Origin of the sequence: Belnapia arida (genome assembly GCF_016773205.1) — a bacterium.
Classification (GTDB): Bacteria; Pseudomonadota; Alphaproteobacteria; order Acetobacterales; family Acetobacteraceae; genus Belnapia; species Belnapia arida.
The window spans coordinates 628,508-654,696 of sequence record NZ_JAETWB010000001.1 but is presented as its reverse complement, the minus strand read 5'-3'; the positions used below and the strand labels follow the sequence as shown (position 1 = coordinate 654,696).

The 26,189-nt window shown below is 71.9% G+C and carries 28 protein-coding genes; 8 read left to right on the top strand and 20 right to left on the bottom strand.

Features of this window, described 5'->3' with window-relative positions:
• Positions 1-131 precede the first annotated feature (131 nt).
• From JMJ56_RS03275 to JMJ56_RS03250, 6 genes are all read right to left on the bottom strand, one after another.
• On the bottom strand, positions 132-731 hold the full coding sequence (locus JMJ56_RS03275) for a TorD/DmsD family molecular chaperone (RefSeq protein ID WP_236037398.1): 600 nt from the start codon (positions 729-731) through the stop codon (positions 132-134).
• 108 nt (positions 732-839) lie between these two features.
• Positions 840-1,406, bottom strand: coding sequence for a DUF3306 domain-containing protein (locus tag JMJ56_RS03270; protein WP_202830154.1), 567 nt, complete (start codon positions 1,404-1,406; stop codon positions 840-842).
• Positions 1,403-1,918 carry a DUF3305 domain-containing protein gene (locus JMJ56_RS03265; RefSeq protein ID WP_202830153.1) on the bottom strand — a complete coding sequence of 172 codons (516 nt, stop codon included), beginning with the start codon at positions 1,916-1,918 and terminating at the stop codon, positions 1,403-1,405. Before JMJ56_RS03265 ends, JMJ56_RS03270 begins: the two co-directional genes overlap by 4 nt.
• Positions 1,918-2,949, bottom strand: a complete 1,032-nt coding sequence (locus JMJ56_RS03260) for a DUF6352 family protein (RefSeq protein WP_202830152.1) — start codon at positions 2,947-2,949, stop codon at positions 1,918-1,920. The genes JMJ56_RS03265 and JMJ56_RS03260 overlap by 1 nt, the downstream gene beginning before the upstream one ends.
• Complete coding sequence (locus tag JMJ56_RS03255; protein WP_202830151.1) at positions 2,946-3,470, bottom strand: DUF6505 family protein; 525 nt, start codon at positions 3,468-3,470, stop codon at positions 2,946-2,948. The genes JMJ56_RS03260 and JMJ56_RS03255 overlap by 4 nt, the downstream gene beginning before the upstream one ends.
• A complete protein-coding gene (locus tag JMJ56_RS03250; RefSeq protein WP_202830150.1) occupies positions 3,467-4,141 on the bottom strand; it encodes a biotin/lipoate--protein ligase family protein in 675 nt (224 codons plus the stop codon). Before JMJ56_RS03250 ends, JMJ56_RS03255 begins: the two co-directional genes overlap by 4 nt.
• A gap of 87 nt (positions 4,142-4,228) precedes the next feature.
• Between JMJ56_RS03250 and JMJ56_RS03245 the strand changes: the two genes are divergently transcribed.
• Positions 4,229-6,232 carry a 4Fe-4S dicluster domain-containing protein gene (locus tag JMJ56_RS03245; protein ID WP_202830149.1) on the top strand — a complete coding sequence of 668 codons (2,004 nt, stop codon included), beginning with the start codon at positions 4,229-4,231 and terminating at the stop codon, positions 6,230-6,232.
• Between the two features lie 22 nt (positions 6,233-6,254).
• Here the strand turns inward: JMJ56_RS03245 and JMJ56_RS03240 are convergent, their stop codons facing one another.
• Both JMJ56_RS03240 and JMJ56_RS03235 read right to left on the bottom strand, forming a co-directional pair.
• On the bottom strand, positions 6,255-6,548 hold the full coding sequence (locus JMJ56_RS03240) for a hypothetical protein (protein ID WP_202830148.1): 294 nt from the start codon (positions 6,546-6,548) through the stop codon (positions 6,255-6,257).
• 109 nt (positions 6,549-6,657) lie between these two features.
• Positions 6,658-7,122 carry a DUF427 domain-containing protein gene (locus JMJ56_RS03235; RefSeq protein ID WP_202830147.1) on the bottom strand — a complete coding sequence of 155 codons (465 nt, stop codon included), beginning with the start codon at positions 7,120-7,122 and terminating at the stop codon, positions 6,658-6,660.
• Between the two features lie 81 nt (positions 7,123-7,203).
• Here JMJ56_RS03235 and JMJ56_RS03230 point away from each other — a divergent pair, with 81 nt between their 5' ends.
• On the top strand, positions 7,204-8,205 hold the full coding sequence (locus JMJ56_RS03230; protein ID WP_202830146.1) for an NADP-dependent oxidoreductase: 1,002 nt from the start codon (positions 7,204-7,206) through the stop codon (positions 8,203-8,205).
• A 1-nt stretch (position 8,206) separates the two neighbouring features.
• Positions 8,207-9,025 (top strand): lipase family protein, encoded by an 819-nt coding sequence (locus JMJ56_RS03225; protein WP_202830145.1) that lies wholly within the window; start codon positions 8,207-8,209, stop codon positions 9,023-9,025.
• On the opposite strand, the gene JMJ56_RS03220 is transcribed toward JMJ56_RS03225, so the two are convergent.
• From JMJ56_RS03220 to JMJ56_RS03190, 7 genes are all read right to left on the bottom strand, one after another.
• Positions 8,973-9,683, bottom strand: a complete 711-nt coding sequence (locus tag JMJ56_RS03220) for a pirin family protein (protein ID WP_202830144.1) — start codon at positions 9,681-9,683, stop codon at positions 8,973-8,975. The two genes, JMJ56_RS03225 and JMJ56_RS03220, sit on opposite strands and share 53 nt — an antisense overlap.
• A gap of 333 nt (positions 9,684-10,016) precedes the next feature.
• Positions 10,017-10,562 carry an NADH-quinone oxidoreductase subunit B family protein gene (locus JMJ56_RS03215; RefSeq protein WP_407927875.1) on the bottom strand — a complete coding sequence of 182 codons (546 nt, stop codon included), beginning with the start codon at positions 10,560-10,562 and terminating at the stop codon, positions 10,017-10,019.
• Entirely contained in the window at positions 10,559-12,061 is a 1,503-nt protein-coding gene (locus JMJ56_RS03210) for a hydrogenase large subunit (protein ID WP_202830143.1), read from the bottom strand. The genes JMJ56_RS03215 and JMJ56_RS03210 overlap by 4 nt, the downstream gene beginning before the upstream one ends.
• Positions 12,058-13,485: a proton-conducting transporter transmembrane domain-containing protein gene (locus JMJ56_RS03205; protein ID WP_202830142.1), complete on the bottom strand. Its 1,428-nt coding sequence runs from the start codon at positions 13,483-13,485 to the stop codon at positions 12,058-12,060. The genes JMJ56_RS03210 and JMJ56_RS03205 overlap by 4 nt, the downstream gene beginning before the upstream one ends.
• The gene (locus JMJ56_RS03200) at positions 13,485-14,153 is read right to left on the bottom strand and encodes a hydrogenase-4 component E (RefSeq protein WP_202830141.1); all 669 of its coding nucleotides are present in this window, start codon (positions 14,151-14,153) and stop codon (positions 13,485-13,487) included. Before JMJ56_RS03200 ends, JMJ56_RS03205 begins: the two co-directional genes overlap by 1 nt.
• Positions 14,153-15,112 carry a respiratory chain complex I subunit 1 family protein gene (locus JMJ56_RS03195; protein WP_202830140.1) on the bottom strand — a complete coding sequence of 320 codons (960 nt, stop codon included), beginning with the start codon at positions 15,110-15,112 and terminating at the stop codon, positions 14,153-14,155. The genes JMJ56_RS03200 and JMJ56_RS03195 overlap by 1 nt, the downstream gene beginning before the upstream one ends.
• Positions 15,113-17,107, bottom strand: coding sequence for a proton-conducting transporter transmembrane domain-containing protein (locus JMJ56_RS03190; protein ID WP_202830139.1), 1,995 nt, complete (start codon positions 17,105-17,107; stop codon positions 15,113-15,115).
• A 189-nt stretch (positions 17,108-17,296) separates the two neighbouring features.
• Between JMJ56_RS03190 and JMJ56_RS03185 the strand changes: the two genes are divergently transcribed.
• The 3 genes from JMJ56_RS03185 to JMJ56_RS03175 are packed head-to-tail and all read left to right on the top strand — an operon-like array spanning position 17,297 to position 20,402.
• Positions 17,297-18,394, top strand: a complete 1,098-nt coding sequence (locus JMJ56_RS03185; protein WP_202830138.1) for a TRAP transporter substrate-binding protein — start codon at positions 17,297-17,299, stop codon at positions 18,392-18,394.
• A 24-nt stretch (positions 18,395-18,418) separates the two neighbouring features.
• Positions 18,419-18,967 carry a TRAP transporter small permease subunit gene (locus JMJ56_RS03180; RefSeq protein WP_202830137.1) on the top strand — a complete coding sequence of 183 codons (549 nt, stop codon included), beginning with the start codon at positions 18,419-18,421 and terminating at the stop codon, positions 18,965-18,967.
• Between the two features lie 19 nt (positions 18,968-18,986).
• The gene (locus tag JMJ56_RS03175) at positions 18,987-20,402 is read left to right on the top strand and encodes a TRAP transporter large permease (RefSeq protein WP_202830136.1); all 1,416 of its coding nucleotides are present in this window, start codon (positions 18,987-18,989) and stop codon (positions 20,400-20,402) included.
• A 59-nt stretch (positions 20,403-20,461) separates the two neighbouring features.
• On the opposite strand, the gene JMJ56_RS03170 is transcribed toward JMJ56_RS03175, so the two are convergent.
• On the bottom strand, positions 20,462-21,877 hold the full coding sequence (locus tag JMJ56_RS03170) for an amidase family protein (protein ID WP_202830135.1): 1,416 nt from the start codon (positions 21,875-21,877) through the stop codon (positions 20,462-20,464).
• A gap of 124 nt (positions 21,878-22,001) precedes the next feature.
• On the opposite strand from JMJ56_RS03170, the gene JMJ56_RS03165 reads away from it, so the two are divergent.
• The gene (locus JMJ56_RS03165) at positions 22,002-22,211 is read left to right on the top strand and encodes a hypothetical protein (RefSeq protein ID WP_090664183.1); all 210 of its coding nucleotides are present in this window, start codon (positions 22,002-22,004) and stop codon (positions 22,209-22,211) included.
• A 6-nt stretch (positions 22,212-22,217) separates the two neighbouring features.
• Here the strand turns inward: JMJ56_RS03165 and JMJ56_RS03160 are convergent, their stop codons facing one another.
• From JMJ56_RS03160 to JMJ56_RS03145, 4 genes are all read right to left on the bottom strand, one after another.
• On the bottom strand, positions 22,218-22,952 hold the full coding sequence (locus tag JMJ56_RS03160; RefSeq protein ID WP_202830134.1) for a 2OG-Fe dioxygenase family protein: 735 nt from the start codon (positions 22,950-22,952) through the stop codon (positions 22,218-22,220).
• Positions 22,949-23,716, bottom strand: a complete 768-nt coding sequence (locus JMJ56_RS03155; protein ID WP_202830133.1) for a (Fe-S)-binding protein — start codon at positions 23,714-23,716, stop codon at positions 22,949-22,951. Before JMJ56_RS03155 ends, JMJ56_RS03160 begins: the two co-directional genes overlap by 4 nt.
• 65 nt (positions 23,717-23,781) lie before the next feature.
• Positions 23,782-24,723, bottom strand: a complete 942-nt coding sequence (mltA, locus tag JMJ56_RS03150) for a murein transglycosylase A (protein ID WP_202830132.1) — start codon at positions 24,721-24,723, stop codon at positions 23,782-23,784.
• A gap of 32 nt (positions 24,724-24,755) precedes the next feature.
• Complete coding sequence (locus JMJ56_RS03145) at positions 24,756-25,436, bottom strand: Tim44/TimA family putative adaptor protein (RefSeq protein WP_202830131.1); 681 nt, start codon at positions 25,434-25,436, stop codon at positions 24,756-24,758.
• Positions 25,437-25,587: 151 nt separating this feature from the next.
• On the opposite strand from JMJ56_RS03145, the gene JMJ56_RS03140 reads away from it, so the two are divergent.
• The gene (locus JMJ56_RS03140; protein WP_202830130.1) at positions 25,588-26,166 is read left to right on the top strand and encodes a histidine phosphatase family protein; all 579 of its coding nucleotides are present in this window, start codon (positions 25,588-25,590) and stop codon (positions 26,164-26,166) included.
• Positions 26,167-26,189: the final 23 nt, after the last annotated feature.

Below are 26,189 nucleotides of genomic sequence, written 5' to 3'. Positions count from 1 at the left end.
ATATCCGGCCGGCACGCAGTCGGCGCGTTGCTCCTTCGCCGTCCCTGCCGCCGTGCCGAACCTGAGCGCATGCAGAAAACAGCGCCGTTCGGCCTTGGTCCCATCTCTCGAAGCCACTCTTCTCCACCCTGTCACGGCAGCGCCGCTGCCGCCTGTTCGATCTCGATCACCCTACGCCCGAGCGCTCCGGCCGCCCTGTAGAACGCCGCCGCCTCGGCCCCTTCGAGATCCGCGAAGCAGCGTCCGGCCCAGGGCGCGAGGTGCCGGGCGAAGAAGTCGCCGGCCGCCAAGCCGTGGAAGCGGCTCTCCAGCAGCCCCGCCATCACCTCGCAGCAGAAGCCGAGATGATCCTCCGGCTCCGACACCCCCGCGGCCCGTGCCACGCCGATCGCGCCGAGCGCCGCCCGCAGCTCGGCCAGCGGCCGCTCATGCAGGAAGCCGGTGAGGTAGTAGGAGGCGTAGGGCAACAGCTCGCCGCGGCCGACCCCGATGAAGAGAGCGAAGTATTCCCGCTCCACCCGCGCCGCGTCGGTCCGGCCCGCGGCCTCGGCCAGCGCTGCCAGGGCACGGCCGAGTGGCGTACCGTCCCCCTGCAACCCCTGCAGCCGCGCCAGCAGCTCCGCATCTGGCGGTGCGGACAGGAGCCGTCCGAGCAACGCGAAAAGTCGGGCCCGCTCCAGATCGAGCGGGTCGACCGCGCTTGATGTGGCGCCAGGACGTTCCATCATCATCACCTAATCCAGTTTGCATTCAGGCCACGAGCGGCACTCGGGCGCGATGCCATGGAGCCGCCTTCGAAGCCGGAAGAGGTCAGGGAAGACGAACGGCCTTCCCGGCTGTCAAACAGGAAGGGCGCCCCCATGCCGCCGCCGCGGCAGCGGTGCGGGCGGGGCCTCTGGCGGCGGCGCGGCCCCCTCGGCCAGCACGGGGGGCTCCGGCACGGGCTCGGCGGCATCGGGCGGGACCAGGACGGGCGGGGTAAGTTCGGGCAGTGTATCGGGCAGCGTATCGGGCGGCGGTACCTCTTCGGGTTCCCCGGCCGCGACCTCCTCCAGCGCGCCGATCGCCTGGGCCAGAAGCCGCTTCACATCGCCGCCGAGGGCATGGGCGAATCCGGGCACGCCATCCGGCGCGTTGTAGTCCCAGGCGTAATCGGCCGGGCCGACGAAATCGCGGATGGACGGATCGAGCGTCCAGGCGCGGCGCAGCGCCGCCCGGCGCAGCGCGGCCGGAACCTCGGCGCGGAGGAAAGCGGTGATGTCGCTCGCCTCGGTCAGGCTCTCGACCGGCGGCAGGCTGTCCGGGTCGAAGGCCGGCGGCGGGGCCTCGGCCTGCGGCTCCGGCGGGCCGCGCAGCGCCTCGCGCTTCCGCCGCGACCAGCGGCTGAGGAACCCCTCCTCGCTCACGAGCCGCGCCGACCGCCCGGCCGCTTGCCGAGCGCCTCGGGATCAGCATCCTCGCGGCGCCGCTTGTGCCGGGCGCGCTCGACATGATGGCGAAGGATGAATGCGTCGACCGTCGGCCGGAGCCAGTCGGGCAGCGGCAGGCTCTCCAACAGGTCGGCGCCGCTGTCGGCATAGAGTTGCGCCTCGCCGGCATCGACCGTCACGGCATGGAGGGCCAGACCGGGCCCCGCCTCCACCGGGCGCAGCACCACCCAGATCAGCGGCGGGTCGGCGGTGAGGTTGTCGCGGTAATTCGGCGTGTCGGTAGGCGAGAGCACCACCTCCGCCGCGCCGGCGAGGAAGAGGGTGCGGCCGGCCTGCTCGCGCAGCACGGTCCAGGGCGGAAGCTCGGGCGCCTCGCGCAGCACCTCGATGGCGCGCCAGGACCAATCGGCCCAGCGGGTCGCGGCCGGACGGCGCTCGGCCAGCACAGCGACGGGGATGCGGATGGTGCCAGGGACCTCGAGCCGCATCAGACGGCCTCCGCCGCAGTCTTGAGGGGAAGGCCGACGGCCAGGTTCTGCGGTTTCATCCGCACCCGCTGCGCCGCATCCATGGCGAGAGCGAGGTAGACCGGCCGACCGGAGGCCCGCGGCAGCACCCGCGTCGCATCGGCGAATTCCAGCACGCCGAGCCAGAGGATGCGGGCAAGCCGCGCCTGCTTCACCTTGGTGCCCCTCCAGAGGTCGTTGGCGATGGCGGTCGCCTCGGCATCCAACCCGACATGCCAGGTCCAGTTGCGGTCGTCGATCACCGGCACCGGGCGGACCGCCACACGCTCGCCCGTGACATGGGCGATGAAGCGCTCCAGGGCGCGGGCCATGCCATGCTGGCCGAGCCGCCCCTCGGCGATGTCGAGCGCGAGGTCATGCGCATCGGAGCGCGCCGCATAACCAGGGGCGTTGGCCTCCGAGAGAACCTCGAGCTCCACCTCGCGCGGCGGCGACCCGGCCTCGGTCAGCAGCCGGCCGAGGCTGCCGAGATCGCCGTCGGCGGCACGGGCATCGAGGAGTTCCTCGTCCGCCAGCAGCAGCGCGCCGGGATGGATGGCGGCACGCTGCGGGCGGAAAAAGGCCTCGGCGGCACGCAGGGTGAAGGCATCCCCCTCCCCCTCCATGGCGGCGCGGGTAACGAGATGGGTCAGCATCTGCAGGAAGATGGGCGGCACGCCGCCGACACCCGTGCGGAACAGGGCGAGCCAGGCCGCCTCCAAGGTCGGCGCGGCCCGCACGCGGTCTCGGAAGGCAAGGAAAACCTGCCAGTTCTCCCGCGCATCGGGGTCGGCGAGCGCTGCCAGCTCGTCGGGCGGGACGGGGCGAAGGGGCGCGGCGAGCAGGCCGGTATGCAGCGCCAGCTCCGCTGCGCAGGCCTCCTCCGGCGGCAGCAGCTCCGGCCGGGCGAGGAAGGCACGCCAGAGATCCTCGGTCGGCAGCAGCCGGCCGGCCTCGTCGCGGTCGCAGAGATGGTGGCCGGAGGAGAGCCAGAAATCGCCCGGGCCGATCATCGCCCGTCACTCCCGAGGCTGGTGAGGTCAGGTCGCTCCGGCGCCTCGCCGGCCTCCTCCGCGATGGCGAAGACGGGCAGCGGGCCCTCGCGCCGGTGCAGGGTTCGGAAGCGCTCGCGCACCGCGCCACCCTCCACTACCCGGCTGAGGGCGAGCACCGTTCCCAGCGGATGGGCGCAGAGCGATTCGGCGAAGGCGATCTCCTCCGCCGCCGCGGCACGGGCGGCGGCGGCATCGGGCGCGCCATAGGCGGATTGGATATGCGCGGCGAGGGCGGCGAGCGCGGCCTCCCGCTCGGCGGCGCCGGCCTCGGCGACCTCGACCAGCGTGGACCAGCCGAAGCTCCCGAGGCCGAGGAAGCCGGCGCGGAATTCCTGCCGTCGCTTGCCGGCAAGGGCGGAAGGGTCCTCGTCCCAGAAGGCGAAGCCGCCGGGCACGGCCCATTCGCTGGGCTCGGCCGCCTGGGTGAAGACGACGAGGTCCGAAGGATCGAGGCGGAGGGTGCGGGGCAGCCGGCTCATGCGAGGGGCACCAGCTGGCGGGCGCCGTCGCGCTCCAGCACGAGGGCGCCGCTCGCCGGGTCGATCCCCCGCCGGAGCCCGGCCTCGGCGCGGCCATCCTCGAGCCGAGCGAGGCAATCCTCCACCAGCCGGCGCGGCCCGCTCGACTGCCAGCGGTCGAGCCCGGCCATCAGATGCCGAGCCCAGGCGGCCGTCAGCGCGGCGGCGGAGGGTTCCTCGAAGCCCTCTTCCTCCAGGCAGGTACGGTCGGGAGCATCGCCCGGCTCGATCCCGGGCGGGAGGGCGAGCGCGACCTCGAAGCCGACGACCAGCCAGTCCGGCACCTCTGCTTCGGCGGTGCCCGGCGGCGCTGCCAGCCGCAGGCCCCCGACCCTTCCGCCATTCACTAGGATCCCGGCGGGCCAGCGGAGGGCGATGATCGCCTCGGGTGGGCCCAGCACCCCCAGCGCATCGGCCAGCGCATTGGCCGCCGCCAGCAGGGCGAGCCGTGCCCCGGCGAGCGGCATCTCCGGCTCCAGCACTACCGCGGCCTCGGCCCGCGCGGCGGAACGCACCCAGGCGAGCAGCCCGGCGCCGCGCACCGAGGCCAGCGCCATCGCCCGCGCCATGGCATCCCCACCCTCGCGCAGCGCGAGGGGGGCGAAGACGCTCGGCAGGTCGGGCAGCTCCATCCTTCTCCCTCGCAAGCAGGCAGCGCGCGGCATATATGCGCCCGGCCCCGGCAGGACCAGCAGGGGAAGCAAAGGAAGCCTGACCGAATGCCGGACCGCATCGCCCTCGTCTGCAGTTGCGAGGACAGCATGCGCCTCGACGAGCGTGGCCTCGCCCGCGGCTGCGGCGCCGAGCTCCGCACCGCGGAGCAGCTCTGCCTGGCGCAGCGCGACCGCTTCCTCGCCGCGCTGGCGACGGGGCGGCCGGTGACGGTCGGCTGCACCCAGGAAGCTCCGCTCTTCGCCGAGCTGGCGGAGGAGGCGGGCGCCACCCAGCCCCTCGCCTTCGTCAATCTTCGTGAGCAGGCCGGCTGGTCCGGCGAGGGGACGGCGTCCGGGCCGAAGATGGCCGGGCTGATCGCCGCCGCCGGCATTCCGCTGCCGGAGACGCCGCTGGTGCCGCTCCGCAGCGAGGGCGTCACGCTGGTGCTCGGCCGGGACGCGACGGCGATCGAGGCGGCGCGTCGGCTGGCGGACCGGCTCGACCTCACCGTGCTACTGACGGGCGCGGAGCCCGTCGCCCCGGCGCAGCGCACCGAATTCCCCGTCCTCCGCGGCCGGGCGCGGGCGGCAACGGGCTGGCTGGGCGCCTTCGAGGTCATCATCGACGGCCATGCCGCGCCCTCGCCCTCCTCCCGTGCCGCCTATGCCTGGGGCCGCGCGCGCGACGGGGCGGTCAGCCGCTGCGACGTCATCCTCGACCTCACCGGCGCCCCGGCCCTCTTCCATGAGACGCGGCAGGGCTATCTGCGCGCCGAGCCGGCGGATGCGGCGGCGGTGGAACGTGCCATCGCCGCGGCGCGGGAGCTGGTGGGCGACTTCGACAAGCCGCGCTTCGTGCAGTTCGAGGCGGGGCTCTGCGCCCATTCCCGCAACCGCCGCACCGGCTGCACCCGTTGCCTCGACCTCTGCCCGACCGGGGCCATCACGCCGGCGAAGGACAGCGTGGCGATCAGCGCCGAGATCTGCGCCGGTTGCGGGTCCTGCGCCGCCGTTTGCCCGACCGGCGCCGTGACCTATGCGCTGCCGCCGCCGGCGACGACCCTCGCCCGGCTACGCGCCCTGTTGCTCGGCCATGCCGAGGCGGGCGGGCGCGACCCGGTCCTCCTGCTACATGACCGCAGCCATGGCGAGGCGCTGATCGACGCCCTCGCCCGGCATGGCGAGGGCCTGCCCGCCCGCGTGCTGCCCTTCCGCCTCAACGAGACGAGCGCGCTCGACCTGGCGACCCTCGCCGCCGGCTTCGCCTGGGGCGCAGCCGGCGTACGAGTGCTGCTGCCCGGGCGGCGCGGGCATGGGACGGAGGGGATGTTCCGCAACCTCGATTACGTGGCGGCGGCGCTCGCCGGTCTCGGCCTCGCCGCCACCCCGCCGCGCGCGGCGGCGATCGAGACCGACGACCCCTTCAGCCTCGGCGAGCAGCTGGCGCCGGCGCTGGCGCTGCACACCGGCTGGACTCCGGCGGGCTTCCTGCCGCTCGGCGCGCCGCGCGAGGTGCTGCGCCAGGCGCTGCGCGCGTTGCGGCCCGCCGAGGCGCCGGAGGTGGTGCCGATGCCGGAAGCCGCGCCCTTCGGCGCCGCCCTGGTCGCGGCCGAGGGATGCAGCCTCTGCCTCGCCTGCACCATGGTCTGCCCGACCGGCGCCTTCAGCGCGAATCCGGAGCGGCCGCAGCTGCGCTTCCTGGAAGAGGCCTGCGTGCAATGCGGCCTCTGTGCCGCGACCTGCCCGGAGCGGGTGATCAGCCTCGCGCCTCGGCTGAACTTCGCCGAAGCCGCGGCGCAGCCGCAGGTGGTGAAGGAGGAGGAGCCGTTCCATTGCACCCGCTGCGCCAAGCCTTTCGGCACGGCGAGCAGCATCGCGCGGGTGAAGTCCCGCCTGGCCGCCAGCGGGCACTGGATGTTCGCGGATCCGTCCCGCCTTGCCCTGCTCGAGCTGTGCGAGGATTGCCGGGCGGTGGAGGCGACGCTGGGCGGCGTCGATCCTTATGCCGGCCCGTCGCGTCCCGTGGTCCGTACCACCGAGGACTGGCTGCGGGAGGCGGAGGAGGAGTAGCCCCCCTCCGCCGGAACCAGGCTCAGCCGCCCTTGTTGGAACGGTTCCGCATTGGCCGGTAATCCTCAGGCACGCCGCCGACGCCCGGGCCGGCGGTGGTGCCGTCGCGGGTGACCTGCGGGCGGCCCTGGGTGTCGCCACCCGAGATGGTCGCAGTGCCGGCGCCGGCATTGGTGCTGTGCGGCTGCCGGTAGATCTCCTGCTGCAGCGGAGGCGAGCCGGGGCCGCTGGTGGCCGTGGTCGGGGCCGGACCGCTCTGGCCGCCGCAGGCCGCGAGGGCCGTCAGCGCGGCCAGGGATAGGATCGTGTTACGCATGTGTCAGGTCCCGATCATGGAGGCCCACAGGATCGTGGTTCCAGCCAACGGGCCGGAGCCTAACGACGGCGCCTAAGGGTTGCAATGTGTCATGTTACGCGACCCGAGCTTACCATCCTGTCGTTCCCGGCTCACCTTTGAAGGGTCCGACGACCTCTCCTGTTATCCAGCCGCCGTAGAATCCGCCCGGCTGCGGCGTGACCTGCTCGTCATCGACGAAGCAGGCTTCCATCCGCCCGGCATAGACGGCGATGTGGTCGCGGATGGGGGCGAAGGCCGGTGTCGGGGAGGGATAGCTCCACCCCGCCGCCTCCGCCACCGCCCCGCCGGCGGCGAGCGTCCAATAGCGGGCCACACCTTTCCACTCACAGAAGCTCTGCCCGGCCGCCGGGCGCAGTATGCCGGGGGCGAAGGCCCCGGGCGGCAGGTACCAGCTGGGCGGATGGAAGGTCTCCAGCACCCGCCAGGCTGCCCGAGTCTCGGCGATGGTCTCGCCGCCAAGCCGGATGCGGATCCGCCGCTGGCTTGGCTCGAGCCGTGGCGGGCGGGGATAATCGGCGACGCGTTCGGTCATGCCGCTGATCTGGCCCCAGCCCCTTCCCTTGCAACCGGGCCGGGGGCAACACTGACGGCCAAGACATGAGGGAGCCGATCCATGGCCGAGATGAACCTGCAGGTCCTGCTCCGCCGCCGCCCCAAGGGCGAGCCGGTGCCGGAGGATTTCGAGATCGTCGAGACGCCGGTGCCGCAGCCCGGCCCCGGTGAGGTGCTGGTCCGCGCCCAGTACCTTTCGCTCGATCCTTATATGCGCGGCCGCATGTCGGACGCGAAGAGCTACTCCGCCCCGGTCGAGCTCGGCGCGGTGATGGAGGGGCAGACGGCGGGCGAGGTCGTCGCCTCCGACGCGGCGGGCTTCGCCCCGGGTGACACCGTGCTCGGCGGCTTCGGCTGGCAGCGCTTCTCCGTCGTGCAGCCGGGGCGGCTGTTCAAGATCGATCCGAAGGAGGCGCCGCTCTCGGCCAGCCTCGGCGTGCTCGGCATGCCGGGCCTCACCGCCTGGGTCGGGCTCGAGGATATCGGCCAGCCCAAGGCGGGCGAGACTGTCGTCGTCTCCGCCGCCTCCGGCGCGGTCGGCCAGGTGGTCGGGCAGATCGCCAAGATCCGCGGCTGCAAGGTGGTCGGCATCGCCGGCGGGACGAAGAAGTGCGAGTTCGTCACCGAGGTGCTGGGCTTCGACGCCTGCATCGACCATCGCGGCGATCTCAACGCGCAGCTCGACCGACATTGCCCGCAAGGGATCGACGTCTATTGGGAGAATGTCGGCGGCGCGGTGCAGCGCGCGGTTTTCCCACGCATGAACGACCATGGCCGCATGGTGATGTGCGGCATGATCGCCGAGTACAACGACACCGAGGTGCGGCCGGGGCCGAACCTGATGGCGACGGTCCGCAAGCGGCTGCGCATCCAGGGCTTCATCGTCAGCGACACGGGCTGGCCGCGCTACCCGCAATTCCGCCAGGAGATGCTGGGCCACATGGCCGCCGGCCAGATGGCTTGGCGCGAGGATGTAGTGGAGGGGCTGCGCAATGCCCCGACCGCCTTCATCGGCCTGCTGAAGGGGAGCAATTTCGGCAAGCTCGTCATCAAGATCGACTGAGATGGTGCCGGAGGATGCGCGCCTCGCCGAGCGCGTGGCGGGGCATCGCATCCTCCTCTGCTATGGCCTCTTCGGCGAGGTCGTGGCGGGCCTCCGGCTCGATTACATGCGCAGCCAGGCGGACTGGTTGCGCGGCCTCGGCCTGGCCGTCGAGGTCGTGGCGCTGCCGACCGCGGCGCCCGTCCTCGCCAATGCCGCGCGCATCGCCGAGCGTATTGCGGCCGACCCGCGGCCGGTGGTGCTGATCGGCCATAGCAAGGGCGGGCTGGAGGCGCTGGCGGCGCTGCTCCGCCCCGGGACCGCGGCGCGGTGCCGCGGCCTGGTCGCGCTGCAATCGCCCTTCCTCGGCTCGCCCGTCGCCGATGCGCTCTGCGGCATCCGTCCGCTGCACCGCGCGGCGCATCGCGCCTTGCGGGCGCTGCGGCTCGGCAGCGGCCGGGGCCTGCGCGACCTCACGACGCCGGTGCGCGAGGCCTGGATGGCGGAGCATGCCGCCGCCATCGCCGACCTTGCGCGGTGTGTGCCGATCGCCGTCGTTGCGACTACATTAAAGGGTGCGCCGTGGCGGATCGAGGAGGGGGCGTATCGCCTGCTCGACCGCTGGATGCGCGGCCAGGGCACCGGGCCGGGCGATGGACTGGTGCCCCTCGCAGCGGCCCAGCTGCCCGGAGTGCCCTTGCTGGTGCTGCCGGGCGGGCACCGCGCGCTGGTGGCGCGCGGGCCGGGGCGGGACCCGGTCGGGATGCTGCGCGAGCAGTTGCTCGGGCTTACTCCGCCGCCACCTCCACCAGCACCAGCTCCGCATCCTCCGATGCGGTGATCTCCATCACCGCCTCGTCGACGATGCCGGCGCCGTCGCGGGCATCGAGCGCCTTGCCGTTCACCGTGACGGCGCCCTTGGCCGGGACGAGATAGGCGGCGCGGCCTGGCTCCAGCCCCTGGCGCAGCGTCTGCCCGGCCTTCAGCGTCGCCGCCAGCACCGCACCGTCGACGTTGAGCGGCAGGGCGCCGCTGCCGGCATCCTGCGGCCGGCCGCTGGCCAGCACCTCGAAGCCGGCCTCACGCCGCTCCTTGGGGAACTGCTTCGCACCCCAATTCGGCTTCACGCCACGGCGGTCGGGGATGATCCAGATCTGGAAGATCTTCGTCGTCTCCGGCTCCAGGTTGTACTCGCTGTGCACCACGCCGGTGCCGGCCGACATGATCTGCACGTCGCCCGCCTCGGTGCGGCCTTCGTTGCCCATGTTGTCGCGGTGGGTGATGGCCCCCTCGCGCACATAGGTGACAATTTCCATATCGCGGTGCGGGTGCGGGTCGAAGCCGGTGCCGGCGGCGATCTCGTCGTCGTTCCAGACCCGCAGCTTGCCCCAGTTCATCCGCGCCGCATCGTGGTAGCCGGCGAAGGAGAAGTGGTGGCGCGCCTTCAACCAGCCGTGGTTGGCACCGCCGAGGGTGCCGAAGGGACGGATATCGATCATCGGTGTCGCTCCTTGCGGGAGGCGCCGACCCGTTCGGGCCGGCCGGGATGCGAAGGAGATAGGCGCTTTCCGGGCAGGATGCCCATCACGGGCAGCCATCGGCGTCATTCATCATGACGATGGGCGCATTGCCGGGGTTTAAGCCTCGCCCCACCTCCCGTAGAGGCCGGATCGGCGATGCTGTCGCCCGTCGTCCCGATGGCCTGCCGCTTCGGCGCAGATGAACGGACGGACGACATCCGGCAACGGCTATTTCCCGGCAAGCCGTTGCCAGACTGGCCGCCCGTGAAAGGCAGCCACCGGGCCGGCCGGACCTCCGGCCGGCCCGTTCTTTTACCCACCGCCCTGGGCTTCCAGTAGCGCGAGCATTCCCTCCAGCAACTGTGCCGGCGTCGGCGGGCAGCCGGGAATGAGCAGGTCGACCGGCAGCGCCGCCTCGATGCCGCCCTCCACCGCATAGCTGCCCTTGAAGATGCCGCCATCCACGGCGCAATCCCCGGCCGCCACCACCCATTTCGGCTCGGGCGTGCACTCCGCCGTGCGCAGCAGCGCCTCGCGCATGTTGCGGGTCAGCGGGCCGGTGACCAGCAGCACATCGGCATGGCGCGGGCTGGCGACGAAGCGGAGGCCGAAGCGCTCCAAGTCATAGACCACGTTCTGCATGGCGCTGATCTCGAGTTCGCAGCCGTTGCAGGAGCCGGCATCCACCTGACGGATGGCAAGGCTGCGCCCGAGCCGCGCCTGCGCCGCCGCCTCCAGCCGCGCCATCAGGGCCTGCACCAGCTCCTCCGGCGGCACCGGCGGCGCGTCGGTCAGCGGTGGCGAGACCAGCGCGCGCGCCAGCCGCGGCCAGAGCAGGCGACGCCAGCCCTCCCTCACAGGTCGACCCCGCTGTAGGAGGCGTTGATGCTTTTGTTGATGAGCGGGAAGTCGGCCAGGATGTTCCCCTCGATCGCCGCCTCCAGCAGCGGCCAGAGCAGCCAGGATGGATCGCGCGGGAAGACGGCCCGCACCAGCCCGCCCTCGTCCAGCGCCACCCAATGGAGGCACTCGCCGCGGAAGCCCTCGACCAGGCCAAGCCCCTCGCCGCCCCGCTGCGGCAGCGGCAGGGTGAGCTCACCGGGCGGCAGCGCCTCGATCAGCCCACGCGCGAGGCGGACCGACCCCTCCATCTCCGTCATGCGGAGCCGGGCCCGCGCATCGACATCGCCCGCCTCCAGCACCGCGGGCTCGGTCGGCACATAGGGCGGATAGCCCGGCCGGTGCCGTGCGTCGAAGCCCCGGCCGGAGGCGCGGCCCGTCACCCCGCCGGCGGCGAAGGCGTGGACCAGCGACGGCGCGATCACCCCCGTGCCGACCATGCGGTCGGCGAGGCTTGCGTGGCTGTCACAGACGGCCCCGAGCCGCGGCAGCTCCGCCGCCACGGCGTCGAGCGCGGCGCCGATGGCGGCTGCGCCTGCCGGCATCAGGTCGTCGGTGACGCCGCCCGGCATCACGCGGTCCATCATCAGCCGGTGGCCGAAGGCGATGGCGGCGGCGCGCAGCACCGCCTCGCGCAGCGCCCCGGCCCGGGCATGCAGCCAGGCGAAGCCGGCATCGTTGCAGATCGCTCCCCAATCGTTCAGATGGTTATGCAACCGCTCCAGCTCCGCCATCAGCGCCCGCAAGGCCAGCGCGCGCGGCGGGGGTTCGAGGCCAAGCGCCGCCTCCACCGCCTGGGCGAAGGCCCAGCCATGCGCCACCGTCGAATCGCCCGAGAGCCGGGCGGCGAAGCGCGCCGCGACCTGTGCCGACTTGCCGAGCATCAGCCCGATATGCCCCTTGTGCAGGTAGCCGAGCCGCGCCTCCAGCCGCACCACCGCCTCGCCCTGGACATGAAAGCGAAAATGCCCCGGCTCGATCACCCCGGCATGCACCGGCCCGACCGGGATCTGGTGGATGCCCTCGCCCTCGACGGGGAGGAAGACGGGCTGCGGCGGCGGCATCGCATGCGGCGCCGGCCGGGCCGCCAGCGGGCCGGTCAGTGGCCAGCGCCCATGGTCGAGCCAGGGCCGCTGGTCGAGCCCGCCCTCGGCGACATGGCCCCAGAGGTCGCGGATCATCCGCTCGAAGCGCACCGCGCCCGGCCGTGCCGGCGAGAGCGCCGCATAGCGCCCCTCCGGCACCGCGCAGGAGGCGATGAGGATCGCCTCCCCCGCCATCAGCGCCGCATGCACCTGCGCCGGATCGGCCCAGAGACCCAGCAGCGCCACGCCCTCGTCCTCGCCGATGGCAGCGATGAGCGCCGCCCATTGCCCGCGGTCGAGCAGGTGGCGCTGATGCGGCCGGCAGCCTTGTTCCTGCCCGTGGCGGACCAGCCGCAGCAGCACCTCGCTCATCCCGCCACCCCCGCCGCCTCAGCGAGCATCCTCCGCAGCGGTCCCGGCAGCGCCATGCCGAGCAGCAGCGCCAGCAGCAGATGCGCCCAGACCGGGCCAAGGCTCGTCCAATCCACCTTCCCGGCCGCACGGTCCGGCGGCAAATCGCCGAAGCAGAGCGCCTGCAGCGTCTGCACCTTCGCCGCCACCGCCACCAGCAGGCCGAGGCCGAGCGGCAGGATCGCCCAGGGGTGACCCGCCGCCGCCTCCGACACCAGCAGGTATTCACTGGCGAAGAGGGCGAAGGGCGGCAGCCCCGCCACCGCGGCGATGCCGATGGCCAATGCCCAGCCGAGCCCCGGCGCAGCGAGGCAGAGCCCGCCGAGATCGGCGATCCGCTGAGAGCCGCGCAGCCGCACCGCCGCGCCGATGCCGAAGAAGACCGCCGATTTCGTCAGCGAATGCCCGATCATGTGCAACAGCCCGGCGAGGTTGCCCGCCGCGCCGCCGAAGCCGAAGCCGGTGGTGGCGAGGCCCATATGCAGGATGCTGCTCCAGGCGAAGAAGCGCCGCGCATCGCGTCGCCGCCAGAGCGCGAAGGCGGCGACGAGGACGGAGGCGAGGCCGAAGCCGAGCAGCAGCGCGCCCGGCGGCACCGCCTCGGGATGCACGCCGACGATCGCCTTCGCCCGCAGCACCGCCAGCAGCGCGGCATTCAGCAGCAGTCCGGAGAGCACGGCGGAGATGGCGATGGATCCCTCCGCCTCGGCATCCGGCAACCAGGCATGCAACGGGACCAGGCCCGCCTTGGTGCCGTAGCCGACCAGCAGGAAGACGAAGGCGAGGTTCAGCACGCCCGGGTCGCAGCGCGCCGCGACCGCCCGCAGCGCCGCCCAGGATAGCCCCTCCCCCTCGCCCAGCACCGGCTGCGCCGCGAGGTAGAGGATGATGGTACCGAGCAGGGCGAGCGCGATGCCGACACCGCAGAGGATGAAGAATTTCCACGCCGCCTCGATCGCCGCCGGCGTGCCGTGCAGGCCGACCATCAACACGCTGGCAAGCGTGGCAATCTCGATCGCCACCCACATCACGCCGAGATCGTCGGCCAGCAGCGCCAGCGCCTGCGCCCCCATGAAGATCTGGAAGGCGACATGGAAGGCGCGCAGCCGACGCGGGTCGAGCCCCTCATCGGCGATGGCGCCGAGCGAGTAGATCGCCGTCGTCAGGCCGATGAAGGAGGCGAGCAGCAGCAGCGGCAGGTTCAGCGCATCGAGCCGCGTCCAGCCGGTGACCTCCTGCGGCTGCGCGAGCAGCACCAGGGCGAGGAGGAAGGTGACGCCCGAGACGCCGCAATTGGCGAGCGCCGCCATCCGCTCACGCGGCAGCAGGCCGAGCAGCACCGCCCCCACCCAGGGCAGCAGGACGAGGAGCCAGGCGAACGGCATCACTCGTGCTCCCCGCGATGCGGGTGCAGCAAGGCGATGTCGAGGCTGTCCAGCCGCTCCCGCATCTGGAAGACGAAGATCCCGGCCACCACCAGCAGCAGCATCACCAGCGCCGCGGTCGAAAGCTCCACCACCAGCGGCATGCCGGCGACGCCGACGGCCGCCAGCACCAGCCCGTTCTCGAGACTCATCAGCCCGACGACCTGAAGGATGGCATTGCGCCGGGTGATCATCATCAGCATCCCGAGCAGCACGATGGAGAGGGCCATCGCCAGATCCTCCCGCGCCAGGGCCTGCGCGGCGGAGGTGACCGGCAGCGCCACCATGATGGCGAGCGCCACCAGCGCCACCCCGGCCATGAGGCTCGGCCCGATGCCGAGCGCCGTATCCACCCCGCGTGCGAGGGCGAGCCGGCGGATCGTCCAGCGCAGTGCAAGCGGGATGCACACCGCCTTCGCCACCGCCGCGATCAGCGCCGTCAGGTAGAGCTGCGGCGCGCCCTGGACGAAGCCCTGCCAGGCGGCCGCCAGCGCCAGCAACCCGCCCTGCGCGGCGAGCACGCTCACCACCGCCCCGACCCGCCGCTGGTAGAGCAGCATGAAGGAGAGCAGCAGCATCCCGCCCCCCAGCAGATGCGCGACGTCGTACGGCAGTTGGCCGAAGCCCATCAGGCAAACCCTGTCGAGACGAAGAGCAGCGCCGCCGCCAGCAGTGCCAGCAACAGTGCCGCGCCGAGGAATTCCGGCACGCGGAAGACCCGCATCTTGGCGATCGCCCCTTCGAAGACGGCGAGGGCCAGGCAGAGTCCACCCATCTTCGCACCCCAGGCCACCAGCCCGACCAACCAGGCAAGCGGCCCGCTGCCCGCCGGCGCCGCGCCGAAGGGGAGGAAGACCGCTGCGATCAGCGCAAGCCAGAGGGTCAGCTTCAGCGCCGCCTGGTACTCCCAGAGTGCCAAGTGGCGCCCGGACGCCTCCAGCAGCATCGCCTCATGCACCATGGTGAGTTCGAGATGGGTCGCCGGGTTGTCGACCGGGACGCGCGCATTCTCCGCCAGCGCCACCGCCCCCATCGCCACCGCGGCAAAGCCAAGCGAGACCCGGAGGCCGAGCGCCCCGTCACGGAGGACCGCACCGATCTGGTCGAGATTGGTGCTGCCGGCGAGGATGGCGAAGCTCAGCGCCGAGACCAGCAGCGCCGGCTCGGCGAAGACGGCGAAGCTCATCTCCCGCGCCGCGCCCATGCCGCCGAAGGCCGTGCCCGCATCCATGCCGTTGAGGGCGAGCGCCATCCGCGCCATCGCCAGCAGCCCGGCCACCAGCACGAGATCGGCGGCTGGGGCGAAGGCCATCCCCCGCGCGAAGCCCGGCACCAGCGATGCGGCGACCACCGTGGCGGCCAGCGCCAGGTAAGGGGCCACCTCACTGACGACGGAGGCGTTCTCCGCCAGCAGCGGGCGCTTGGCGCAAAGCTTGGCGAGGTCGCGGAAGGGCTGCAGCGGCGATGCACCGCGCCGCCCCGTCATCCGCGCCTTCAGCCAGCGGATCAGGCCAACCGCCAGCGGGGCCGCCGCCAGCATCAGCGCGACATGCAGCATCTGGGTGAGGACCGCGCCCAGCACGACCATTCAGCGCGCCTCCAGCCAGGCCAGCAGCGCCAGCAGCCCAACCAGCGTGGCGAAGCCGAGCGAGAGCGAGCCGCGGAGGGTGAGGCCGCGCAGCCGCTCCACCTGATCGGCAATGGCGTCGCGCAGCCGCGCGGCCGGCGTCGGCAGGGCGAGGGCAGCGCGGTCCTCGAAGCCGGCCTCCAGCCGGGCCGGGCGCGTATCGCCGGGCGGCGGCATCGTCACCGCCTCGCGCCCCGCGAGCAGGCTGCCGCCCAGCATCCGCCGCAGCGGCTGCGCCATGCCGGCGGCCGAGGGCTGGCTCAGCGGATCGCCGAAGACGAATTCCGGCGGCGGGTCGATGAAGCCGCCATTCCAGGCCGGCCCGCGCTCGGCAAGGGCGGGCGAACGCCGGCGCACCACCAGCCAGAGCGTGACCAGCACGAGGCCGAGCAGCAGCAGCACGACCAGCGGCGCATAGGCCGAATGCCCCTCCCCTGCGCCGATCGCCAGCCCGACCACGGGCGGCATCGCCGCCGGGCCCACCAGAACCCGGATGCCGGGTGCGGCGAGCGCCAGCGCCAGCCCGGGGAACAGCCCGATCAGCAGGGTGAGCACGGCCGGCACCGCCATCCCCGCCAGCTCGAAGCGGTTGGCCTCCCGCGCCCCTGCCCCGCGCGGGCTGCGCGGCCGGCCGAGGAAGGCGAGGCCGAAGAGCCGCAGCATCGCCGCCGCCGCCAGCGCCACCGCCATGGCGGCCAGCGCCAGCGCCGCGGCGGCCACCACCTGCAGGCCGATCTCGCCCAGACGCCAGCCGCCGAGCAGCGCCTGCAGCAGCAGCCATTCGCTGGCGAAGCCGGAGAGCGGCGGCAGCGCGGCCGCGGCGCCGATGCCCACCAGCGCCGCCAACGCCGTCCGCGGCATGGCGTGGATCAACCCACCCAGCCGGTCCAGCCGCCGGCTGCCCGCCGCATGCTGCACGGCGCCGGCGACGAGGAAGAGCAAGGCCTTGAACAGCCCATGCGCCATGGCATGCAGCAGCGCCGCCCCGGCCGCCAGCGCCGCCATCGGCCCGAGATCGGCCCCGCGGAACAGCAGGGCGAGGCCGAGCGCCATGGTCACCAGCCCGACATTCTCGATGGTCGAGCAGGCCAACGCCACCTTGGCATCCTCCTCGAGATTGGCCCTGAGCGCGCCGAGCAGGGCCGAGGCGGCACCCGCCGCCAGGAGCGGCACGCCCCACCAGCCCGGCTGCACCGGCCCGCAAAGGTCGAGCAGCAGCCGCGCCAGCACATAGAGCGCCACCTTGGTCATCACCCCCGACATCAGCGCCGAGGCCGGCGACGGCGCCGCCGGATGGGCGAGCGGCAGCCAAAGATGCAGCGGCACCAGCCCCGCCTTGGCCCCCGCACCAATCAGCCCGAGCGCCAGCACGGCGACTGCCCGCCAGCCCTCCGGCGGCGCCGCGCGGATCGCGGCGAAGTCGAGCGCGCCGAGCAGGCCGAAGGCCGGCACCAGGCAGGTCCCCGCCAATGCCGCGAAGACGAGATAGAGCCGCGCCGCCTCGCGGTTGCCGGCCTCCCGGTGGTCGAGCGCCACCAGCGCCCAGGAGGCGAGCGACATCAGTTCGAAGCCGAGCAGCAGCGTGAAGCCATCCGCCGCCAGCAGGGCGAGCCCCATCCCGCCGAGGAACAGCGGCCAGGCCACCAGCCCCCGCCCCGGACCGCCGAGCGCGAAGAGCGATGCCGAGAGGCCCACCAACCCCAGCAGCAGCAGGAACCAGGCCGAAAGCCCGTCGAGCGCCAGGCTCATGGCGCCCCAAGCCGGGCCGAAGGGCAGCACCAGCACGCCCTCCGGCAGGCCGAAGGCCAGCGCCCCGGCCGCCAGCAGCGCGAAGCCGGCCGAGAGGAGGGCGCTGCCCGCCAGCACCACCAGCCCCGCCCGGCGGCCGGCCGGCACCAGGGCAACCACGGCCAGCAGGCCGAGCAGGGCTAGGCCGAGGGCGAGCGCCGTCAGCACAGGGGGCAGGGCGAGGCTTGCACGGGCGGCAGTCTAACCCGGCCTCGCGACCGGCGCGAAGGGGCCATTCCGCCGGCCGGAGCGGCGGGCCGCAAATCGTGCCTTAACTTTCGTGCAACGACAGGATAGAGACGCGCCCGAGCGCCTTGGGCGCGACATCAGGACTCGTCCCGGGGAACAGGAAAGATCATGGATCGTCGAGGGTTGTTCGCCGGTGCCGCCGCCGGCACGCTGGCCTTGGCCACGCCCGCCATCGCCCAGGCCATGCCGGAAGTTCGCTGGCGCTGCGCCTCCTCCTTCCCCAAATCGCTCGATACCATCTACGGCGCCGGCGAGCATGTGGCGAAGCGCGTCGCGGCGCTGACCGACAACAAGTTCCAGATCCGCGTCTTCGCCGCCGGCGAGCTGGTCCCCGGCCTTGCCGTCGCCGATGCGGTGCAGAACGGCACGGTGGAAGCGGCGCATACCGCCAGCTACTACTTCGTCGGCAAGGACCCGACCTTCGCCTTCGACGGCGCCGTGCCCTTCGGCCTCAACATGCGTCAGATCAATGCCTGGCTGCAGGCCGGCGGCGGGCGCGAGGTCCTCAAGGAGTTCTTCGAGGGCTACAACATCGTCTCCATCCCGGCGGGCAATACCGGCGCCCAGATGGGCGGCTGGTTCCGCAAGGAGATCAAGACCGTCCAGGATCTCTCGGGCCTGAAGTTCCGGGTCGGCGGCTTCGCCGGCAACGTGCTGCAGAAGCTCGGCGTGGTGCCGCAGCAGATCGCCGGCGGCGACATCTATCCGGCGCTCGAGAAGGGCACGATCGACGCCGCCGAGTGGATCGGCCCCTATGACGACGAGAAGCTCGGCTTCAACCGCGTCGCGCCCTACTACTACTATCCGGGCTGGTGGGAGGGTTCGCTCAACCTCTCCTTCTACATCGCGAAGGCGAAGTACGAGGAGCTGCCGCAGCTCTACAAGGAAGCGCTGGAGAGCGCCTGCCGCGACAGCACCATCGAGACCATGGCCAAGTACGACGTGCAGAACCCGCAGGCGCTGCGCCGGTTGATCGGCGCCGGCACCCAGCTCCGCGCCTTCCCGCGCGAGGTGATGCAGGCCTGCTACAAGGCCGCCTTCGAGCTTTATGACGAAACCGCGGCCAGGAACGCGAATTTCAAGAAGGTCTACGAGCACTGGCGCGCCTTCCGCGACTCGCAGTACCAGTGGTTCCGCGTCGCCGAGAGCACCTTTGACAATTTCGGCTACTTCATGCAGGCGCAGGAACAGCAGCAGCGCCGCTGACGGCGCTCGCGGAGTCCGGTATCCATGGGTCCACTGATCGCCTTCAGCCGGGGCGTCGACAAGCTGAACACCGCCGTCGGCAAGCTGGCCGACTGGGCGGTGCTGCTTGCCTGCCTCATCAGCGCCGGCAATGCCTTCGTGCGCTACGGCGTCTCCTACAGCTCCAATGCCTGGCTGGAGGTGCAGTGGTACCTCTTCGGCGCCATCGTGCTGCTCGGCGCCTCCTACACCCTGTTCCGCAACGAGCATGTCCGCGTCGACCTGCTCTACGGCAATGTCTCGGAGCGGACGCGGCTCTGGATCGACGTCTTCGGCTTCATCTTCTTCATGCTGCCGGCGGTCATGCTGCTGGCCTGGATGACCTGGCCCTTCTTCCTGGACAGCTGGGTGCGCGACGAGGGCAGCCCCAATGCCGGCGGCCTGCTCCGCTGGCCGGTGAAGCTGCTGCTGCCCGTCGGCTTCGTGCTGCTGACCTTGCAGGGCTTCTCGGAACTCATCAAGCGCATCGCCCTGTTGCGCGGCATCCGCCCGGCAGCCGAGGTGGTGGTCGAGTACCACCGCCCCGAGCAGTGAACCAGGACCGACAGATCCCATGACCCTCGACATGGACGTGATGGCCCCGCTGATGTTCGGCGGGCTGGTCGTCTTCCTGCTGATCGGCTTCCCCGTCGCCTTCAGCCTGGCCGCGACCGGGCTGTTCTTCGGCTTCCTCTCGATCGAGCTCGGCTTCTTCACCCCGGCCTATCTCGGCAACCTGCCGCTGCGGGTCTTCGGGATCGTGCAGAACGACCTGCTGCTCTCGATCCCCTTCTTCACCCTGATGGGCGCCATCCTCGAACGATGCGGCCTTGCCGAGGACCTGCTGGAAGGTACCGGCCAGCTCTTCGGCAAGATCCCGGGCGGCCTCGCCTATGCCGTCATCCTGGTCGGCGCGGTGCTCGGCGCCATCACCGGCACGGTCGCCGCCTCGGTCATCGCCATGGGCATGATCTCGCTGCCCATCATGATGCGCTACGGCTACGACATGCGGATCGCCACGGGCGTGATCGCGGCCTCCGGCACCATCACCCAGGTCATCCCGCCCTCGCTCGTGCTGATCGTCCTCGGCGACCAGCTCGGCAAGTCGGTCGGCGACATGTATGCCGGCGCCATCGGGCCATCAATCCTCCAGATCCTGCTCTTCATCCTCTTCATCGTGGGCGTCAGCATCTTCGCCCCCCACAAGGTGCCGGCGCTGCCGGACGAGGCGCTGACGCAACGCGGCTGGCCGCTGATCTGGCGCGTGGCGAAGGGCATGGTGCCCTCCATCGTGCTGATCTTCCTCGTCCTCGGCACCATCTTCCTCGGCCTCGCAACGCCGACCGAGGCGGGTGCGATGGGCGCGGTCGGTGCCATCGGCCTCGCCTGGGTCAATGGTCGCTTCACCTGGCCGCTGCTGCGCCAGGCGATGGAGAACACCATGCGGATCACCGCCATGGTGATCTTCATCCTGATCGGCGCGACGGTGTTCAGCCTGGTCTTCCAGGGCGTCGATGGCTCGCTCTGGATCGAGCACATGCTGATGAAGCTGCCCGGCGGAGCGACCGGCTTCCTCATCGCGGTCAACATCTTCATCTTCTTCCTGGCCTTCTTCCTCGACTTCTTCGAGATCGCCTTCATCGTCGTCCCGCTGCTGGCCCCGGTCGCGGCCAAGCTCGGCATCGATCTCGTCTGGTTCGGCGTGCTGATCTGCGTGAACATGCAGACCAGCTTCATGCATCCGCCCTTCGGCTTCGCGCTCTTCTACCTGCGCGGCATCGCGCCGAAGGAGGTCCGCAGCAGCGACATCTACTGGGGCGCCATTCCCTGGGTCGGGCTGCAGCTGGTGCTTGTCGCCATCGTCATCTTCTGGCCCCAGAGCGTGACCTACTGGCTGGACAAGGGCACCGGCGTCGACCCGAGCACGGTGCGGATCGAGGTGCCGCTGCCCGATCTGCCTGAGGATGACGCACCGCCGGTGTTCCGGTAGCCGGGGGTTCGGCCTCCGCACCTTCGCCGGGGGAAGCTTCCCCAGGACCGCGCCAAGGGTTAGCCCATTACTGGCGTTGGCATGGGGCAGGCTGCCTCGACCACTTCCGCCGCGTCCAACGCCAGATCCTCCCGCCAGCGCGGCGCGATGATCTGCACGCCCATCGGCAGCCCATCCGCCGTCAGCCCGGTCGGGACAGAGACGCTCGGCAGGCCGAGCAGCGGCGTCGCCAGTAGCGGCTGCTGCGCCCGGTAGACCGAATCGAAGCCCTGCTGGCCCGCCACGTCCAGCCCCTGCGGGAAGGGCGGCTCGCCGGAGACCGGGCAGAGCACCAGCGGCACCTCCGCCATGAAGCGCGCCCAGTCCCGCTGCCGCGTCGTCCGCCGGGCGGCGAGGCGCATATACCCTTCGAGGTCGGTCGGCGCGCAATGTGCCAGCATGTAGCGGTAGGTGTCCTGCGCGCCCTGGTCGGCATTCCGCGCAAAGGCCTCACCCATGAAGAGCCGCGCCTCGCCATGGGCGAAGGCGTCCCAGTCCCGCGCGGCGCCTGCGAAATCGGGCGGGTCGCGCTCCTCCACCGCATAGCCGGCGGCAGCGAGGAACCCGGCCGCTCGGCGTACCGCTGCGGCAACCTCCGGGTGCACTCCCGTTCCCGCCGGATCGACCGAGAGCGCGACGCGGATCGGCCGTGGCGCCGGCGGCCCCTCCAGCGGGGCCGGCATCCACCACGGGTCCCGCGCATCCCCCCGCGCCATCACAGCGAGCGCCACCCGCAGGTCGGCGACGCGCCGGGCCAGCGGCCCCTGGGTGGACATGAGCTGGCCCGAGAGCGGCCGCTCCGACGTCATGGTCGGGTTGAAGGCGGGGATGCGCCCGAAGCTCGGCCGGATGCCGGCGATCCCGCAGGCATAGGCTGGGTAGCGCACGCTGCCGCCGAGGTCGTTGCCATGGGCGATCGGCCCGATGCCCGCCGCGCAGGCGGCAGACGCCCCGCCGGAGGAGCCGCCGGGCGTGTGATCCCTGTTCCACGGGTTGAGCGTCCGCCCGTGCAGCGCATTCTCGGTGAACCACCGCATGGACAGCGCCGGCGTATTGGTCCGCCCGACGATGATCGCCCCCGCCGCGCGGAGATTGGCGATGACCGCGCTGTCCTCCGGCGCGATCAGGTCACGCCAGGGCAAGCAGCCATTGCTGGTCGGCAGCCCCTTCTGGTCGGCATTGATCTTGGTGGTGACCGGCACGCCATGCAGCGGCCCCACCGCCTCGCCCCGGGCGATGGCGGCATCAGCCGCCGCGGCCGCCGCCAGCGCCTCCTCCTCCAGCACGAGGACGACGGCATTGATCGCAGGGTTCACCGCCGCGCAACGGTCGAGCACCGCCCGCACCGCCTCCCGTGCCGAGACCGCGCGGAGCCGGATGGCGCGCGCCAGGTCCACGGCGTCCCAGCGCCAGAGTTCGGAGGGAAGATGCTGCATGGAAGCGGTCCCCTTGGCTGAAGGCCGCCATCATGGCCCGCCCTCGGGGTATCGGACACCTGGCTTTGTAGCCCCTTCGGCCGCCGGATGGGGCAAGGTGGCACGGACAGGGAGGATCAGCGCCATGGCCGACAGCTACATGCAGGACCGCGCGGAGGAGCTGGCCCAGCACCTCCGCCTCAATGACGGTAAGTCAGGCTATGTCGAGGCCACGGCGGATGGCTTTCGCGTCTATGTCCGCCGCAAATGGCCGGGCAAGCAGCTCGCCAGCTGGGACGGGCTGCCGATCGAGTGGCACGAGAATGTCGGCACCAACAAGGCCGCCAACCGCTGAGGGAGCTCAGCCCTCCGCGCGCTTCCATGTGATGACCAGCACATCCCGGCAGGAGGGCAGCGCCGGGTCCACCGGCCGCACCGGCGTCACCCCATGCATCACGCGCCGGTCGTCGATGAAGGCGGTGTCCAGCCGGTCGAGCAGGGTGAAGCGCGCCAGCTCCGCTCCGGCATCGTCGGTGACGAGCGTTTCGCCGCCCGCGAGATTGGTCCGCGCCATCATGCCGATCAGCACGTAACCGACGCCGTCATGATGGACGCCCTCGGGCGTCGGAAAGCCCGGGGCGCCTGCCGCCGCCTCGATGCGGAACTGATGCATCTCGACGAACCAATGGGCGCCCGGCGCCCTCGCATCGGCGACCGACCGGCCGAGATCGAGCAGCGCATGCAACACCGGCCCCTCGCCAATCGCATCCTCCACCGGGGCGAACCAGCGCTCCACGCCGCCATTCAGGCTGTTGTGGACGACCGCCTGGAAATGCGGGCGGTGCGGCCCCCGCACATGCCCCGCCACGCCGGCGCGCGCGGTGAAATTGGCATGCCGCCGCCGCCGGTAGCGGCCGCCATCGGCCATGAAGCGGTCAGTCTCAAGCCGCTCCCAGCTGCCGGCGAATTCCGCCAGTGCCGTCGGCGAAAGGCCAAGCGACGCCTCCAGCGCCGCCCCCGGCAGCCGCGCGAAGCCCTGCGCCGCCACCTCCGCCTGCAACGGGTCCGCCACGTCGATCCTCAGCGCCGCGCTCATGACACCTCACCGATCGCCGGGGCATCCTCCGTCCGCCCGGCCAGGACTTCCGCCACATGGCGCACCTTTACCGGCACGCCCTCCCGCTTCAGCCGACCCGCCATGTTGAGCAGGCAGCCGAGATCGCCGGCGAGCAGCGTGTCCGCCCCCGTGGCGGCGATGGACTTCGCCTTGTCGGTCACCATCCGCGTGGAGATTTCCGGGTACTTCACGCAGAAGGTGCCGCCGAAGCCGCAGCAGATCTCGGCATCGGCCATCTCCTTGACGACCACGCCCGGCATCGAGCCGAGGAGCTTGCGCGGCTGCGCCTTCACCCCGAGCTCCCGGAGCCCCGAGCAGCTGTCGTGATAGGTGACGACGCCCTCAAAGCGCGCGGCGACGCCCTGCATCCCCCGCACATCGGTGAGGAAGGAGACCAGCTCATGTGTCTTTGCGCCCAGCGCCTCCGCCTTGCCGCGGTACTCCGGGTCGTCGTCGAACAGCGCCGGGTAGTGATGCGAGACCATCCCGCCGCAGCTTCCACTCGGCACGACGACGTGGTCGTAATGCAGGAACTCGTCGATGACAGCCCGCGCCAGGTCCTTCGCCGTCTGCCGGTCGCCGCTGTTGTAGGCCGGCTGGCCGCAGCAGGTCTGCGCCCGCGGCACCTCCACTTGGCAGCCCGCTTCCTCCAGCAGGGCGATGGCGGAGAAGCCGACATTCGGCCGGTAGAGATCGACCAGGCAGGTGACGAAGAGCGCGACGCGGGGGCGGGTCTGGAGCATGCCTGCAATCTAGGCGTCCGCCGCCCCCGGCGGAAGGACGCCGTTGCCGAAACTGTACCCCTCCGTCAGCGGGGCAGTAGCAGGAACAGCCGGGCCGGCTCCCGCATCAGCCCGGCCCGTGCGGCGGCCTCCGCCCCCCAGCCCCAGAACAGGTCGCCGCGCGCCATGCCGCGGATCGCACCCCCGGTATCCTGCGCCAGGACGATGCGGCGGATCGGGTGCCCGTCCAGCGGGTTCCGCGTCTCCAGGAACAGGGGCGCGCCGAGCGGCACGATGCCGGCATCGACGGCGAGCGAGCGGCCCGGCGTCAGCGGCACCCCGAGCGTGCCGATCGGCCCGGTTGCTGGATCGAGCCCCTCAATGGGACGGAAGAAGACATAGGCCGGGTTCTCGCGGAGCAGCGCCGCCGCCTCCCCGGGCGGGGCGGTGCCGAGCCAGGCGCGGATGGCCTGCATCGACATCGCCTCGCGGGCGATGGCGCCGCGCTCGATCAGGCTGCGCCCGATCGGTCGGTAGGGATGCGCATTCCGCCCGGCATAGCCGAGCCGCAGCACCCGCCCATCCGGCAGGCCGATCCGCCCGGAGCCCTGGATCTGCAGGAAGAAGGCATCGACCGGGTCATCGACCCAGGCCAGTTCGAGCCCCTGCCCTTCCAGCCCGCCCGCCTCGATGGCGCCCCGGTCCAGCAGCCGCAGCGGCCCCTCGGGAGGGAGGGCGAAGAGCGGCACGGCATAGCCGCCGCCCGGCACCTCGGCCCCGCGCAATTCCGGCTCGTAATAGCCGGTGACGAGCCCCTCCCCTAAAGCATGCGGCATGAACCAACGCTCGAAGAAGGCGGCCGCGCCTCCCGGCGGCACCGCCTCCGCCGCGGCGCAGGCCTTGGCCCAGGGGGCGGCGAAGTCTGGTGGGCCATCATGCAACGCCTCGCAGGAGCGGAGAAAGGGCGCAAGCGCCGCCTCCGGCGCCTCGCCCGGCCAATCCGCCGGCCAGCCTGCCCCGCCCAGCATCAGGGCGAGGCCGAGGAGGAGCAGGGCTCGCGTCAGGCCGAGCGCGTGGCGACCAGCTTCCAGGTCGGGTCGGCCTGGCTCAGGTCGCGCTGGAAGATCCAGACATCGGTCAGCTCCGTCACCGCGTCGCTGCCCGTCACCACCTCGCCGTTGCGGCCGGTGGTCAGGTTGATCTGGTCAGTGACGAAGCGCAGGGTCACATCGGCGACGCTGCCCCGCAGGTCGGCCGCCTCGATCCCCAGCTCATGCACTGCCCGCAACTCGGTCCGCTGCGCCTCGCCGGCATTCTCCCGCGCGGTGATGGCCTGCTCGAAACCGGCATAGGTGTCGTCCGAAAGCAGCGAGCGCAGGGTCTGCCGGTCGCCGGCGGCGAATGCGGCGACGATCATGCGGAAGGCCGACTCCGCCCCGTCGAGGAAACGGTTCGGCTCGAAGCCGCGGTCCAGCTCGGCGATGCGCGCCAGCGCCTGGCCAGGAGGCGTGCGCGGATCGGGGATCACCCGCCGGCTGCGCGCCGCTGCGGCCGAGGCCGGCACTTCCTCCGCCACGCCCTCGATCGTGCCGCCGCGCGGGTCGTAGCCGGCCGCACGCGCTTCCGGCTGCACCGGTCGCTCGAAGCCGGTGCGCTTGCCAAGCACACTCCGCAGCCGCAACACGAGAAAAGCCGCGATCATCGCGAACAGGATCAGATCGACCGGAAAGCCGCCCGTCATCATGAACTCCTTTTCACCTATCTAGGCGAGAGACCCCTCCCCCGCAACGGCCGGGAGGATGACGGGGCCATAAACAATGAACCATGAAGGCCGCTTGCCGCGCCGCCGCGCGCCAGCTACGCCGAGGCGGAAACGCCGGAGGAAGCCGTCAGTGATCCTGCTGCGCCATGGGCAGAGCGAGTTCAACCTCCACTTCACCGCGACCAAGCGCGACCCCGGCATCCCGGACCCGAAACTGACCGAGCTCGGCCAGCAGCAGGCGGAAGCGGCGGTGCTGGCGCTGGCCGGCGAGCGCATCACCCGCATCATCGCCTCGCCATACACCCGCGCCCTGCAGACCGCCGCCCCCATTGCCCGGCAGCGCGGCCTGCCGGTCCTGGTGAACCCGGTGGTGCGGGAGCGCTATGCCTTCTCCTGCGACATCGGCTCGCCCTGCACCGAGCTGGCCATCGCCTTCCCCGGCCTCGACTTCGCCCATGTCGACGACGTCTGGTGGCCCGCGGTGGAGGAGCCCGACCAGGGCATCGAGGCCCGCGCCGCGCTGTTCCGCGCCGAGATGTCGGCGCTGCCGGACTGGCGGGAGACGCTGGTGGTCTCGCATTGGGGCTTCATCCTGGCGATGACCGGCGAGCGGGTGATGAACGGCGAATGGCGCCGCTGCGACCCGACCGGCCCGGCGCCGGAGGCGATCCTCTGGCGCCAGCCGCATCCGAGCGCGGTCAAGCCCTGACAGCCCGGCGGGCGGCATGCTAC

Bases quoted from the DNA above. Each gene is read 5' to 3' on its own strand.
- JMJ56_RS03265 (WP_202830153.1), bottom strand. From the start codon at position 1,918: ATGCGGCTCGAGGTCCCTGGCACCATCCGCATCCCCGTCGCTGTGCTG.
- JMJ56_RS03240 (WP_202830148.1), bottom strand. From the start codon at position 6,548: ATGCGTAACACGATCCTATCCCTGGCCGCGCTGACGGCCCTCGCGGCC.
- JMJ56_RS03255 (WP_202830151.1), bottom strand. From the start codon at position 3,470: ATGAGCCGGCTGCCCCGCACCCTCCGCCTCGATCCTTCGGACCTCGTC.
- JMJ56_RS03170 (WP_202830135.1), bottom strand. From the start codon at position 21,877: ATGCAGCATCTTCCCTCCGAACTCTGGCGCTGGGACGCCGTGGACCTG.
- JMJ56_RS03185 (WP_202830138.1), top strand. From the start codon at position 17,297: ATGGATCGTCGAGGGTTGTTCGCCGGTGCCGCCGCCGGCACGCTGGCC.
- mltA (WP_202830132.1), bottom strand. From the start codon at position 24,723: ATGCTGGGCGGGGCAGGCTGGCCGGCGGATTGGCCGGGCGAGGCGCCG.
- JMJ56_RS03155 (WP_202830133.1), bottom strand. From the start codon at position 23,716: ATGCTCCAGACCCGCCCCCGCGTCGCGCTCTTCGTCACCTGCCTGGTC.
- JMJ56_RS03180 (WP_202830137.1), top strand. From the start codon at position 18,419: ATGGGTCCACTGATCGCCTTCAGCCGGGGCGTCGACAAGCTGAACACC.
- JMJ56_RS03260 (WP_202830152.1), bottom strand. From the start codon at position 2,949: ATGATCGGCCCGGGCGATTTCTGGCTCTCCTCCGGCCACCATCTCTGC.
- JMJ56_RS03245 (WP_202830149.1), top strand. From the start codon at position 4,229: ATGCCGGACCGCATCGCCCTCGTCTGCAGTTGCGAGGACAGCATGCGC.
- JMJ56_RS03220 (WP_202830144.1), bottom strand. From the start codon at position 9,683: ATGATCGATATCCGTCCCTTCGGCACCCTCGGCGGTGCCAACCACGGC.
- JMJ56_RS03275 (WP_236037398.1), bottom strand. From the start codon at position 731: ATGATGATGGAACGTCCTGGCGCCACATCAAGCGCGGTCGACCCGCTC.
- JMJ56_RS03165 (WP_090664183.1), top strand. From the start codon at position 22,002: ATGGCCGACAGCTACATGCAGGACCGCGCGGAGGAGCTGGCCCAGCAC.
- JMJ56_RS03175 (WP_202830136.1), top strand. From the start codon at position 18,987: ATGACCCTCGACATGGACGTGATGGCCCCGCTGATGTTCGGCGGGCTG.
- JMJ56_RS03225 (WP_202830145.1), top strand. From the start codon at position 8,207: ATGGTGCCGGAGGATGCGCGCCTCGCCGAGCGCGTGGCGGGGCATCGC.
- JMJ56_RS03250 (WP_202830150.1), bottom strand. From the start codon at position 4,141: ATGGAGCTGCCCGACCTGCCGAGCGTCTTCGCCCCCCTCGCGCTGCGC.
- JMJ56_RS03195 (WP_202830140.1), bottom strand. From the start codon at position 15,112: ATGGTCGTGCTGGGCGCGGTCCTCACCCAGATGCTGCATGTCGCGCTG.
- JMJ56_RS03145 (WP_202830131.1), bottom strand. From the start codon at position 25,436: ATGACGGGCGGCTTTCCGGTCGATCTGATCCTGTTCGCGATGATCGCG.
- JMJ56_RS03235 (WP_202830147.1), bottom strand. From the start codon at position 7,122: ATGACCGAACGCGTCGCCGATTATCCCCGCCCGCCACGGCTCGAGCCA.
- JMJ56_RS03200 (WP_202830141.1), bottom strand. From the start codon at position 14,153: ATGGGCTTCGGCCAACTGCCGTACGACGTCGCGCATCTGCTGGGGGGC.
- JMJ56_RS03160 (WP_202830134.1), bottom strand. From the start codon at position 22,952: ATGAGCGCGGCGCTGAGGATCGACGTGGCGGACCCGTTGCAGGCGGAG.
- JMJ56_RS03205 (WP_202830142.1), bottom strand. From the start codon at position 13,485: ATGCCGTTCGCCTGGCTCCTCGTCCTGCTGCCCTGGGTGGGGGCGGTG.
- JMJ56_RS03210 (WP_202830143.1), bottom strand. From the start codon at position 12,061: ATGAGCGAGGTGCTGCTGCGGCTGGTCCGCCACGGGCAGGAACAAGGC.
- JMJ56_RS03230 (WP_202830146.1), top strand. From the start codon at position 7,204: ATGGCCGAGATGAACCTGCAGGTCCTGCTCCGCCGCCGCCCCAAGGGC.